Origin of the sequence: Streptococcus mitis SK1080 (genome assembly GCF_000220085.1) — a bacterium.
Taxonomy (GTDB): domain Bacteria; phylum Bacillota; class Bacilli; order Lactobacillales; family Streptococcaceae; genus Streptococcus; species Streptococcus mitis_K.
Window position 1 is genome coordinate 1 of the sequence record NZ_AFQV01000027.1, and the last position, 13,220, is coordinate 13,220.

Annotated in this window: 9 protein-coding genes, 1 tRNA gene and 2 pseudogenes; 4 read left to right on the top strand and 8 right to left on the bottom strand. The window is 40.6% G+C overall.

Annotated features, from left to right (window positions below):
• The 8 genes and pseudogenes from HMPREF9957_RS11035 to cshA form a co-directional block, all read right to left on the bottom strand.
• Positions 1-2,363 (bottom strand): YSIRK-type signal peptide-containing protein (locus HMPREF9957_RS11035; protein WP_000487816.1); only part of this gene is annotated, 2,363 nt, incomplete at its 3' end.
• A 377-nt stretch (positions 2,364-2,740) separates the two neighbouring features.
• Positions 2,741-3,136, bottom strand: a pseudogene (locus tag HMPREF9957_RS12850) (Rpn family recombination-promoting nuclease/putative transposase); the annotation flags it as partial.
• A 7-nt stretch (positions 3,137-3,143) separates the two neighbouring features.
• Positions 3,144-3,551: pseudogene (locus HMPREF9957_RS12855) on the bottom strand (Rpn family recombination-promoting nuclease/putative transposase); the annotation flags it as partial.
• On the bottom strand, positions 3,548-4,534 hold the full coding sequence (locus HMPREF9957_RS11045; protein ID WP_000603324.1) for an Rpn family recombination-promoting nuclease/putative transposase: 987 nt from the start codon (positions 4,532-4,534) through the stop codon (positions 3,548-3,550). The gene HMPREF9957_RS11045 and the pseudogene HMPREF9957_RS12855, both read right to left, overlap by 4 nt.
• Before the next feature lie 209 nt (positions 4,535-4,743).
• Positions 4,744-4,829, bottom strand: a tRNA-Leu gene (locus HMPREF9957_RS11050).
• 80 nt (positions 4,830-4,909) lie between these two features.
• Positions 4,910-5,485 carry a cysteine hydrolase family protein gene (locus HMPREF9957_RS11055; protein ID WP_000158735.1) on the bottom strand — a complete coding sequence of 192 codons (576 nt, stop codon included), beginning with the start codon at positions 5,483-5,485 and terminating at the stop codon, positions 4,910-4,912.
• The gene (codY, locus tag HMPREF9957_RS11060; protein WP_000940732.1) at positions 5,485-6,273 is read right to left on the bottom strand and encodes a GTP-sensing pleiotropic transcriptional regulator CodY; all 789 of its coding nucleotides are present in this window, start codon (positions 6,271-6,273) and stop codon (positions 5,485-5,487) included. The genes HMPREF9957_RS11055 and codY overlap by 1 nt, the downstream gene beginning before the upstream one ends.
• 255 nt (positions 6,274-6,528) lie before the next feature.
• Complete coding sequence (cshA, locus tag HMPREF9957_RS11065; protein ID WP_000671120.1) at positions 6,529-8,103, bottom strand: degradosome RNA helicase CshA; 1,575 nt, start codon at positions 8,101-8,103, stop codon at positions 6,529-6,531.
• 328 nt (positions 8,104-8,431) lie between these two features.
• On the opposite strand from cshA, the gene HMPREF9957_RS11070 reads away from it, so the two are divergent.
• From HMPREF9957_RS11070 to HMPREF9957_RS11085, 4 genes are all read left to right on the top strand, one after another.
• The gene (locus HMPREF9957_RS11070) at positions 8,432-9,748 is read left to right on the top strand and encodes an FAD-containing oxidoreductase (protein ID WP_000958929.1); all 1,317 of its coding nucleotides are present in this window, start codon (positions 8,432-8,434) and stop codon (positions 9,746-9,748) included.
• Between the two features lie 98 nt (positions 9,749-9,846).
• A complete protein-coding gene (gene murT / locus HMPREF9957_RS11075; protein ID WP_001050240.1) occupies positions 9,847-11,190 on the top strand; it encodes a lipid II isoglutaminyl synthase subunit MurT in 1,344 nt (447 codons plus the stop codon).
• Complete coding sequence (gene gatD / locus HMPREF9957_RS11080; protein ID WP_000263160.1) at positions 11,190-11,972, top strand: lipid II isoglutaminyl synthase subunit GatD; 783 nt, start codon at positions 11,190-11,192, stop codon at positions 11,970-11,972. The genes murT and gatD overlap by 1 nt, the downstream gene beginning before the upstream one ends.
• A gap of 127 nt (positions 11,973-12,099) precedes the next feature.
• The gene (locus HMPREF9957_RS11085; RefSeq protein WP_000040933.1) at positions 12,100-13,182 is read left to right on the top strand and encodes a M24 family metallopeptidase; all 1,083 of its coding nucleotides are present in this window, start codon (positions 12,100-12,102) and stop codon (positions 13,180-13,182) included.
• Positions 13,183-13,220: the final 38 nt, after the last annotated feature.

A 13,220-nucleotide genomic window follows, 5' to 3' on the forward strand; every position in this document is an offset into this window, starting at 1 on the left:
GTATCGGCATTGCCTAAATCAGCTTTATAGTTCTTTGTATCCGTCACTTCTTTAGCTACTGGTTGATAAATATCAGACTGAGTCACAATTTTATATGGCAAACGAAAATTAATTGGTTGTCCCTTAATTCTAGCTTCAATATAAAGGGTATGGTTTCCTTTTGCTCTATCAGCAGTTGTGTTTACGCCATCTTCTGAACTTTGTCTACTAAAGCGATTATGGTAATTCTTGAAGTAATCAGCACTAAAATTACCTGTCGATTTATACGTATGGTAATCGGTAACATCTCCACGTCCAGGATTAGTTTGTCTATTATGATCAAATGTATCTTCTATAGTAACGGCATTACTCATTAGACCACTTTCTGTGTCCAAAGTACCAATCCCTGTACCTTTTAAGAAAGTTGTTTTCAACACATTCGTATTAACCGTTACATTATATCGTTCTTGCACGCCATACCATTGTTGATAACTCTTGTGCATAAAACGTCCACTAGGTATTTTTTCATATGATTTCATACCTACAATATAATATAGTGGAACTTCAGTATCAGCTTTTGTATCAAATTCTACTTCATAAGTATTACCGGCATCAAAATCTCTTGGTCTAAACGCAAAAACATTTTGAGTTGAACTTTTAATCTTATCGTACAACTTATCCATGATTCTTATGTCTTCATTTGACATACCATCACGATTATAATACACGCTAGTATTATTTTTTACGAAGTCATCTAAAGTATAAATCCCGCCACGGTCACCAACAATTCCATTATTGACATTCGCAACATTTTCATAGTAAGAACCACCGTTTACCCCATCATTAGGTGAACCAACAGCCGTTAAATATTTATCCGCTTCACCATTAAATACTTGAGCAACCCCACCGTGTTTTACAACAGAACCATTCTCTTTCAAAGTCATATTTTGTACAGAATGACCACTAGGAATAGTAAAGTAATAAATTGGATTTTGTCTTGATTCTTTCCCGTTATTGTACGAAATCACCCAGTGATATCCATTAGAATTTTTTGTTACTTTCGCAAGAACTTTATTTTTTAAATATTTTACAGGCTGAGGACCTAAGTTATTATTATTATTTCCTGCACTACTTCCGTTATCATTATGAGAAATGTATAAGATAGTTCCTGGTGGATAACCTGAATTATCTCCTTCTTTGGTAACATAGCCTACTAATGCATCCGTTAAATTTTCATTACCTTTAGCATCGTAGACTACTCCGTTTGCAGCTCTATTGACTGCTGCTCTAAAATATGAATCAGGCGTCATCTTCTTGCCATTATCTAAATCACGTTTCCCTGAATGTTCTCGTGTAACAGCAAGTGCTAGTTTTTTCTCTGCTTCTTTCCCACGTTTCATTAATTCTTCGATTTCTGGAGCTGTTAATTTTGGATTTTTCAATCCATCTTCAACAGAGCGAACAACTTCTTCCACACCTTCCAAAAATTTCTTGGTCTCAGGGCGTTCAATTTTTCTAGCGACATTTAAGTAGCGAACCAAATAACCAGATAGTACTTCTAGTTTATCTTTTTTGCTTACAGTTTCCTCCTCTTTACCAGCTTTTTCAGACTTTCTGCCATCTTCATTTCCTTCAACAGAAAGAGTACTTTTATCAGTCTTTTCAAGTTCTTTTTCATCTTGAACGTTAGAACTAACTGTGGAACCTTCTATTACTTTTGCAGGCTTATCTAAAGTGAGATTACCATCTAATTTCGCTTCGTTAGTCCGTGTAGCATTCAAGACTTCTTTATTTTCCTTAGAAACAGCACTAGCTTCGTTAGCAGGCTTATTATCGTCCTTAGACTGGAGCTGACGTACTTGCTCTACCATAGTTTGAACTCGAGCCACTAAGGTTGCAACTGCTTCTTCAGATGTATTTTCGTCTCCAAGCAAACGTTTGCTTTCGTCGGTTAATTGAGAAATCTGACTAGCTATACTTGACAACTTCCCATTATCTATCTTAGCAATCTCTGCTTGAAGATCACTGAGAGCCTGATTAAGAACAGACTTATCAACTGATTTCTTAGCAATTGCCTCTTTCTCAGATCCTACTTCCTGTGATTTTTCTGAATGTCCCTCTGTAGGTGGAACTCCCTCTGTCAGACCAGTAACAGCAACCCCCACTTTTTCAGTATTGGCTGTTGCAGGAGAGACGGCCATATCTGCCTTAGCTACTCCATTCGCAAAAAAGACGAGCGCTGCAATCGCTACACTCGCAGCCCCAAAATGGTACTTTCTTATAGAATAACGGTAAACTTTTTCACCATTGTCGTTACGCTTTTTACCAAACATAAGCATATCCTTTCCTTGTTTCAACTGATTAGCTAAAAAGCTTTGAAACATAATATCTCAACACTATATTAATACTTTTACAATGCGAAATCAAGCATTTATATAAAGTTTATTTAAAACAAAAATACTACAGCAATCGTATTTATGGACATTTTAAAAGGATTATATATATATATATGCAAGTGTTAACATACTTATATTCCGAATAGATAAACTATAAAATTTAATATAAATAAAAAAACAGATTTCACCTTTTACTTAGGAAAAATCTGTCATTATTTTATTTTAAGATAGTAGACTGCCTATCCTCACATTTTATAGATAGCGCATTGATGAAAGCTTATTGCTGAGTAAAGAGCTTGTTACCGAAAAACTCCAACCACGGTTTACGAACCTCGTCTTTGCTGGTTTCTCTGTATTCTTAGGTCTTATTTATGATGGTCTTTCAATAGCGCCTCAAATTCAGCGACTGACATACCTAATTGCTGACTGGCAACCTCAGGTGTTAGAAGACCTTGGCGGACTAGATTTACTAACATAGACAAACTTCCTTCAACTTTCCCACGCTCCAGTCCCTGTTCAATACCACGTTCTAATCCTCTTTCTTCAGCTTGTTCCAAGGCATAGTCCTGTGCCAACAAGGCCTGTTCTTCGCGCATACGTAATTGACTAAACATTTTCCTGTCCTCCTCGGACCAGCTCTTGTAGTCCAGCAGTTGATCTGCTTGGCTGATGGCTCGCTCGGGGTGCTGGGTAAAGGGTTTATTACCGAAAAACTCCAACCACGGTTTACGAACCTTGTCTTTTCTGGTTTCTCTGTATTTTTAGGTCTTATTTATGATGGTCTTTCAATAGCGCCTCAAACTCAGCTACGGACATATCTAATTGTTGACTTGCAAATTCGGAAGTTAAGACATGTTGGCGAACCATGTCTAAGAAGGCAAAAAGTTTCCCTTCTTCCCTTCCTTCAACTTTCCCACGTTCAAGTCCACGCTCCAATCCTTTTTCTTCGGCTCGTTCCAAGGCATAGTCGTGTGCTAATAATGCTTGTTCTTCGCGTCTGCGTTGTTCACTAAACATCTTCCTATCCTCCTCGGACCAGCTCTTGTAGTCTAGCAGTTGGTCTGCTTGGCTGATGGTTCGCTCGGGTTGCTGGGTAAAGGGTTTATTACCGAAAAACTCCAACCAGGGCTTGCGAACCTTGTCTTTGCTGGTTTCTCTGTATTTTTTAGTCCTTATTTGTGATGCTCTTTCAATAGTTCTTCAAACTCAGAGGCAGTCATACCTAACTGCTGACTTGCAATCTCCGAAGTCAGAAGATCTTGGCAAACCATGTCTAGGAAAGCAAAGAGTTTTCCTTCTTCCCTTCCTTCAACTTTACCTCGTTCCAGTCCCTGTTCTAAACCTTTTTCAATACCCTCAGCTCGCCCACGTTCAAGACCTCGTTCTAAACCTTGTTCAATGCCTTCCGCCCTAGCAGTTTCCAAAGCATAGTCCTGTGCCAACAATGCCTGTTCTTCTCGCATACGTAGTTGACTAAACATCTTCCTGTCCTCCTCGGACCAGCTCTTGTAGTCCAGCAGTTGGTCTGCTTGGCTGATGGCTCGCTCAGGTTGTTGGGTAAAGGGTTTATTCCCAAAAAACTCCAACCAGGGCTTGCGAACCTTGTCTTTGCTGGTTTCTCTGTACTTTTTTAATTCCAAGAACGCCATTTTGACCAGATGGTTTTCTTGACCGTTGTTTGTAATTGTTAAGACCTCACCTGTCGTGTCCTCTCGCATGCTAAAACTATGAAAAGCCAAATCATCTGAGAAGTAATTGCTATCCACAATAGCGATAGCATATACTGGTGCGATGTGTTTGTAACTCTGGTGGGTATCACCTTCTCGTTGGCGAATTTTTTCGAGATTTTGATTGACCTGACTACATAAATAAGCCCACAGGCGATTGATGAAAAAATTCTGATGATGGACTTGTATTTCGATGATAACTTGGGTTCCATTATCTAGTTCAGCCAAAACATCTATACTTGTATAGAAGTCCTGCGCCGAGTAAGGCAGGGAAGGCAAGACGTGAATATTGCTACCCTCCAAAATGGTTACATTTTTTGCTGGCAAGTCCAGCATATCGCGAATAAATTGACAAGTAATTTCCGGATTGCTAAAGATTTTCTTAGCAATCAAATCATTGGTTGGGCTGATGCCCGGATGTCTGAGAATCATCCATTCCCTCCTTCTATTATAGCATATTTTAAAATCTAATTTTGCTAGATTCTATGGTTCTATCTATTTATTCGGAAAAAATAGAAAGAGTAGAGAAAATTAGGAGAAATTTTAAACTATATTATTTATCTGAAAGCGAGGGCTGCCCACCACGGATATTATAAGCCTGATAAAAACAAAAGAGCTAGCCTAAGCTAACTCTTATCCTATGCGGAGAGAGGGACTTGAACCCTCACGACCTAAAGCGGTCACAGGATCCTTAGTCCTGCGCGTCTGCCAATTCCGCCATCCCCGCGTCGATTACTTTACTAGTATATCAACTTTTGGGATCCTTGTCAACACTTTTTTTCAAAATTTTTCATTTCATCAACCAAATTACTCAGAAAGTTCATTTAGATTTTCATCTACTAACTTAGCTCCAAGTGTATTTTTGAAATGACCTAGGGCAAATTGGTGATTTTCAGGCCAGATGGAAGCAACAGCTGGTTTAACAATCTCGATATCATAACCTAGATTATAGGCATCGATAGCTGTATGCAGGACACAGATATCCGTCAAGACTCCTGTTAAAATAACTGTAGAAATTCGACGCTCTCTCAAACGAATATCTAGGTCAGTCCCTGAGAAAGCTGAGTAATGGCGTTTATCCATCCAAAAGACACGACTGTCTGAAGCATGCTCTTGATAAAAGATCCCCAAATCTCCGTATAAATTCCGTCCACTAGTCCCAATCAGATTATGAGGCGGGAATAGTTTACTTTCTGGATGGAAACAATCGTTTTCTTCATGAGCATCGATGGTAAAGAAGATGTAATCTCCTCTTTCAAAAGCTAATCGAGTCACCTTGCTAATGGCTTCTGAAATAGCTTGAGCTGGAGCCCCTGCTGTCAATTTACCACTATCAGCAACAAAATCTTCCGTATAGTCAATCGAAATCAAAGCCTTAGTCATTAGTAATCTCTTTTCTTCACTTCTTCAAAAATATCTGAAATCAAGACCTTAAGATAGGTTCCCTTCATTCCAAGCGAGCGACTTTCAATAATTCCAGCGGACTCAAGTTTACGAAGGGCATTGACAATCACAGAGCGGGTAATTCCGATACGGTCTGCAATCACAGACGCAGTCAACTGCCCTTCATTTCCATTTAATTCTCCTAAAATTGCTGAAACAGCACGGAGTTCGGAGTAAGAAAGGGTATTAACCGCCATGGTAACAGCAGTACGGCGACGGATATTTTTCTCATCTTCTTCACGCTGGAAGTTGAGGAGTTGAATCCCAACCACGGTACTGGCAATCTCAACAAGAATCAAGTCCTCATCTTCGAATTTTTTATCATTGCGCCAAATAATCAAAGAACCAAGGCGAATCCCCGATACATGAATCGGTGCAATAGTCGTCAAGCCATCTGGAAAATCATCTCTACTCTCAACAGGGAAAATACTCATATCATGCTCAACAGGCAAGTTTGCTTCTGTTTCGTAAATCATATTAGCCCCTTGAACGTAGTCATCTGGGAAAATCTTAGTTTGGAAGAATTGCTCTACGCGATCTGTATTTGTTTTATAACGCATAAAATAGCCAAGCAGACGTCCCTTACTATTGATAATGCAGGCATTGCAATGAATAATATCCGCTAACTGACGCGTAATAGCGTTGTAAGGCAGCTCATCCTGCAACTGCTCCTCTGAGCGCTTCAAAATTGATGTAATCTTTCTTGTTTTTTCTAATAAATGTGCCATTTTTCACCTCGAATTTAATCGCTATCATTATAACATAAAAACGTCTCTTTTTCAATAATTATCTGAAAATTCCTTATTGACTTGCAATTTTTAAAAACCAGAATATTTTTAATTAAATTGTTCCTTTTCTATTGACAAGTTGCCTGTTTTTGTGTATCATAACATTATAAAAAGATAATACAACAATTTTATTTATCTTTTTTCACATTCGGTCTCCTTATATAAAAAAAGCGATTCATTTTGAACCGCTTTTTCTTATTTATCGCCCTTGTTACGAATAACAAAGCCTGTTTGCTTTTCGCTTGAAGTAGTGCGTGGTTTTTTATTATCCTTACGGTAACGTTTTTCCTTATCAAAACGATCATTGCCACGACTTCCTTTTTTGAAATCATCACGACGACCATTGCCACGGCGATCACGGTCTCGACGGTCATCCCCACGACGGCCTCCACGACCTCCCTTAGCTTTACCACCGAAGCCATTACCTGATGGTTTAAATGGTAGTGGTTTTTCACGCGCAATCTCCACTTCAGGAAGGCTATCAGGATCTTGGACAGTCAGACTCAAGATATACATTGCCAATTCTTCTGGAGTAAATTCGGCAGCTAGCTTACGAGCGTCCTTACCAAATTTCTCAAAGTTGGCACGAATGGTTTCATCTGCAAAATCACGTTCGATTTTCTTGAGAGCTACGTGTTTTTTTGCTTGGAAGGCTTCTTCTGCACTTGCAGGTTTAAGACCTTTCATACGTTTCTTAGTCAAGTTTTCAATGATTTGAAGGTAGCCCATTTCATTTGGTGATACGAAAGTAATAGACTGACCTGACTTACCAGCACGACCTGTACGACCGATACGGTGAACATAACTTTCAGGATCTTGTGGAATATCGTAGTTATAGACATGGGTCACACCTGAAATATCCAAGCCACGCGCTGCAACGTCTGTCGCAACCAAAACATCAAGATTGCCATTTTTAAAGTCACGAAGGACACGAAGACGTTTGTTTTGGTCTAGGTCGCCATGAATTCCTTCTGCACGGAAGCCACGAATTTTCAAACCACGAGTCAATTCATCCACACGGCGCTTGGTACGACCAAATACGATAGCAAGCTCAGGCTGTTCCACATCCATGAGACGAGTCATGGTGTCAAATTTTTCTTGTTCCTTAACACGGATATAGTACTGGTCAACCAATTCTGTGGTCAATTCCTTGGCAGCAATCTTGACATGCTCAGGTTCTTTCATAAACTGAACACCAATACGTTTGATGGCATCTGGCATAGTTGCTGAGAAGAGTAGAGTTTGACGGTTTTCAGGGACACGGGAGATGATAGCTTCGATATCTTCAAGGAAGCCCATGTTGAGCATTTCATCCGCTTCATCAAGGATAAGAGTTTCAATGTCTTGTAATTTCAAGGCCTTGCGTTTAATCAAGTCCAAGAGGCGACCAGGAGTTCCCACCACGATATGGGCACCAGATTTAAGAGCCTTAATTTGTTTTTCAATGCTTGATCCGCCATAAACTGAGCGAACTTTTACACCCTTACTGCGACCAAAGCGGAACAATTCCTCTTGACTTTGGACAGCTAATTCACGAGTTGGAGCGATGACCAAGGCTTGGATAGTCGCTTCTTCTGTACGGATTTTTTCAAGGGTAGGCAAGCCAAAGGCTGCAGTTTTTCCTGTACCAGTCTGAGCTTGACCGATAACGTCCTTACCTTCAAGAGCCAAGGGAATGGTTTGTTCTTGGATTGGACTGGCTTCTACAAAACCAGCTTTTTCAATCTCTGCTAGCAAATCAGCAGACAAGTTTAATTCATTAAATTTCACGTTTTTCTTCTTTCTAAAGGTGGTGCGAAGCCACCCTATAGGGCTTAGTGTATACTTTTCTTTTTATGACGTATTTTCATATACTGGATACAAAATCGTGTTGCTTCTTTTCCACAAAAGAAAAGTACTGTTTTCTTTGTAACCTATCTAGTATAACACAAGACTAGAGCAAAAGATAGCTAAATCCGTCGATAAAATCATGTAAACGATTTTTTAAGAAAACAAGGGCAAAATTTCCACTTTTTCATAAACTTTTTTAAAGCGTAGCAGAATTGTGCAAAAGTTTTTTTCTTGTGCTAGAATGAAATGCGAATAGGAGGAACTCTAAATGTTAACTTATGATTTAATCGTTATCGGATTTGGTAAAGCTGGTAAAACACTAGCAGGTAAATTGGCTTCAGCTGGTAAAAAAGTTGCCCTCGTTGAACGTAGCAAAGCTATGTACGGTGGAACTTGTATCAACATTGGTTGTATCCCAACTAAAACTTTGCTAGTTGCTGCTGAGAAAGACTTGTCTTTTGAAGAAGTGATTGCTACCAAAAACACGATCACTGGTCGCCTCAACGGTAAAAACTATGCTACTGTTGCTGGTACAGGCGTAGATATCTTTGATGCGGAAGCTCACTTCCTTTCAAATAAAGTCATCGAAATCCAAGCTGGTGATGAAAAGAAAGAACTGACTGCTGAAACAATCGTCATCAACACTGGTGCTGTTTCAAACGTCTTGCCAATCCCTGGACTTGCTACAAGCAAAAACGTCTTTGACTCAACAGGTATCCAAAACTTGGACAAGTTGCCTGAAAAACTTGGAATCCTTGGTGGCGGAAATATCGGTCTTGAATTTGCTGGTCTTTACAACAAACTTGGAAGCAAGGTCACAGTCCTAGATGCCTTGGATACTTTCCTTCCTCGTGCAGAACCTTCCATCGCAGCTCTTGCTAAACAATACATGGAAGAAGATGGCATTGAATTGCTTCAAAATATCCATACTACTGAAATCAAAAACGATGGTGACCAAGTCCTTGTCGTGACTGAAAACGAAACTTACCGTTTCGACGCCCTTCTCTATGCAACTGGACGCAAACCAAATGTAGAACCACTTCAACTTGAAAATACAGATATTGAACTAACTGAACGTGGTGCTATTAAAGTAGACAAACATTGTCAAACAAACGTTCCTGGTGTCTTTGCAGTTGGGGATGTCAACGGTGGTCTTCAATTTACTTACATTTCACTTGATGACTTCCGTGTTGTCTACAGCTACCTTGCTGGAGATGGCAGCTACACACTTGAAGACCGTCTCAATGTGCCAAATACTATGTTCATCACACCTGCACTTTCACAAGTTGGTTTGACTGAAAGCCAAGCGGCTGATTTGAAACTTCCATACGCCGTTAAGGAAATTCCTGTTGCAGCAATGCCTCGTGGTCACGTAAACGGAGACCTTCGCGGAGCTTTCAAAGCTGTTGTTAATACTGAAACAAAAGAAATTCTTGGAGCAAGCATCTTCTCAGAAGGTTCTCAAGAAATCATCAACATCATCACTGTTGCTATGGACAACAAGATTCCTTATACTTACTTCACAAAACAAATCTTCACTCACCCAACCTTGGCTGAGAACTTGAATGACTTGTTTGCAATTTAAGTTGAAATCTCATCTTAACTGACAGCCCTCTTCGGGCTGTTTTTGCTTCTGCGAAACACCAAATCTGTCTTTTCCCTCTTTTGTGATATAATAGAAACATGAACTTAAAAACTACTTTGGGCCTTCTTGCTGGGCGTTCTTCCCACTTCGTTTTAAGCCGTCTTGGACGTGGAAGTACGCTCCCAGGGAAAGTCGCCCTTCAATTTGATAAAGATATTTTACAAAACCTAGCTAAGAACTACGAGATTGTCGTGGTCACTGGAACAAATGGAAAAACCCTGACAACTGCCCTCACTGTCGGCATTTTAAAAGAGGTTTATGGTCAAGTTCTGACCAACCCAAGCGGTGCCAACATGATTACAGGAATTGCGACAACCTTCTTAACAGCCAAATCTTCTAAAAATGGGAAAAATATTGCCGTTCTAGAAATCGATGAAGCCAGTCTATCTCGTATCTGTGACTATATCCAGCCAAGCCTTTTTGTCATCACCAATATCTTCCGTGATCAGATGGACCGCTATGGTGAGATTTACACAACTTACAAGATGATTTTGGATGCTATTCGTAAGGTACCTACTGCCACTGTTCTCCTTAATGGAGACAGTCCACTTTTCTACAAGCCAGCTATTCCAAATCCTGTAAAATATTTTGGTTTTGACTTGGAGAAAGGTCCAGCCCAGCTGGCTCACTATAATACCGAAGGAATTCTCTGTCCTGACTGCCACAGCATCCTTAAGTACGAACACAATACCTATGCAAACTTGGGTGCCTATATCTGTGAAGGCTGTGGATGTAAACGTCCTGATCTCGACTATCGCTTGACAGACTTGGTTGAGTTGACCAACAATCGCTCACGATTTGTCATTGACGGTCAAGAATACGGCATCCAAATCGGTGGTCTCTACAATATCTACAACGCCCTAGCTGCGGTTGCTATCGCCCGTTTCCTCGGCGCAGATTCCCAACTCATCAAGCAGGGATTTGATAAGAGTCGTGCTGTCTTTGGACGCCAAGAAACCTTCCATATAGGTGACAAGGAATGTACCCTTGTCTTAATTAAAAATCCAGTCGGTGCAACTCAAGCTATCGAAATGATTAAACTAGCTCCTTATCCATTTAGCCTATCTGTCCTCCTCAATGCCAACTATGCAGACGGTATTGATACTAGCTGGATTTGGGATGCTGATTTTGAACAAATCACTGACATGGACATTCCCGAAATCAACGCTGGAGGTGTTCGCCATTCTGAAATTGCACGTCGTCTCCGAGTGACAGGCTATCCAGCCGATAAAATCACTGAAACAAGTAGTCTGGAGCAAGTTCTTAAGACCATTGAGAACCAAGACTGCAAGCATGCTTATATTCTGGCTACCTATACTGCTATGCTTGAGTTCCGCGAACTGCTGGCTAGTCGTCAGATTGTTAGAAAGGAGATGAACTAATGGTTTATACTTCACTTTCCTCAAAAGCTGGCAATTACCCCTATCAGCTCAACATTGCCCACCTCTACGGAAATCTCATGAATACCTACGGGGACAATGGAAATATTCTCATGCTCAAGTATGTGGCTGAAAAACTGGGAGCTCATGTGACGGTTGACATCGTTTCACTCCATGATGACTTTGACGAAAATCATTACGACATTGCCTTTTTTGGTGGTGGTCAAGACTTTGAACAGAGTATCATTGCAGACGACCTACCTGCTAAAAAAGAGAGCATTGACAACTACATCCAAAATGACGGTGTGGTTCTGGCTATCTGCGGTGGTTTCCAACTATTGGGTCAGTATTATATTGAAGCTTCAGGGAGACGTATCGAAGGGCTCGGTGTCATGGGCCACTACACGCTCAACCAGACCAATAACCGTTTTATCGGTGACATCAAGATTCACAATGAAGATTTCGATGAAACCTACTATGGTTTTGAAAACCACCAAGGACGTACCTTCCTCTCTGATGACCAAAAACCACTGGGACAGGTTGTCTATGGAAATGGAAATAACGAAGAAAAGGTCGGCGAAGGGGTTCATTATAAGAATGTCTTTGGTTCCTACTTCCACGGACCTATCCTCTCTCGTAATGCCAATCTAGCTTATCGCCTAGTCACTACTGCCCTCAAAAAGAAATATGGTCAGGAAATTCAACTCCCTGCTTATGAGGATATTCTCAGCCAAGAAATCGCTGAAGAATACAGCGACGTCAAAAGCAAAGCTGACTTTTCTTAAACAAAGTGAAACTATATCAAAGAACTCCGTTATCTTGTCGAAGTTCTTTTTGTCTGTTCTTTTACCCTTCTCCCTTGCATTTTCTCTCTTTTTTTGCCAAAATAGAGGGGTAGAAAGAAGGTAGCATATGTCTAAATTACAACAAATCGTAACATATCTTGAATCAGAAAAACTAGACGTCGCTGTCGTATCTGACCCCGTCACAATCAATTACCTCACTGGCTTTTACAGTGATCCCCATGAACGCCAAATGTTCCTTTTTGTCCTAGCGGATCAAGAACCCCTCCTCTTTGTCCCAGCCCTTGAGGTTGAGCGTGCTACTAGCACTGTCTCTTTCCCAGTTGTAGGCTATGTGGATTCTGAAAATCCATGGCAAAAAATGAAACATGCTCTTCCACAGCTTGATTTCAAACGTGTTGCTGTCGAGTTTGACAATCTTATCTTGACCAAATACCATGGCTTGAAAATAGTCTTTGAAACTGCTGAGTTTGACAACCTCACTCCTCGTATCCAACGCATGCGCCTCATCAAATCAGCTGATGAAGTGCAAAAAATGATGGTTGCAGGTCTCTATGCGGACAAGGCTGTCCATGTTGGTTTTGACAATATTTCTCTTGATAAGACAGAAACAGATATCATCGCCCAAATTGACTTTGCTATGAAACGTGAAGGTTATGAAATGAGCTTTGATACTATGGTCTTGACTGGTGATAACGCTGCAAATCCACACGGCATTCCAGCAGCTAACAAAGTTGAAAATGATGCTCTTCTCCTCTTTGACCTCGGTGTTCTGGTCAACGGCTATGCGTCAGATATGACTCGTACAGTCGCAGTCGGCAAACCAGACCAATTCAAGAAAGACATTTATAACTTGACTCTTGAAGCCCAACAAGCTGCTCTTGACTTTATCAAACCAGGTGTGACTGCCCATGAAGTGGACCGCGCTGCTCGCGAAGTCATCGAAAAAGCTGGTTACGGTGAATACTTCAACCACCGTCTCGGTCACGGTATCGGTATGGATGTCCATGAATTCCCATCTATTATGGAAGGAAACGACATGGTTATCGAAGAAGGCATGTGCTTCTCTGTTGAACCAGGTATCTATATCCCGGGTAAAGTCGGTGTCCGTATCGAAGACTGCGGTGTTGTCACTAAGAATGGATTTGACCTCTTTACAAGCACCAGCAAAGATTTGCTTTATTTTGATTAAAATTCTTCGAAAATCTTCCCACAATAAAACGCATACTA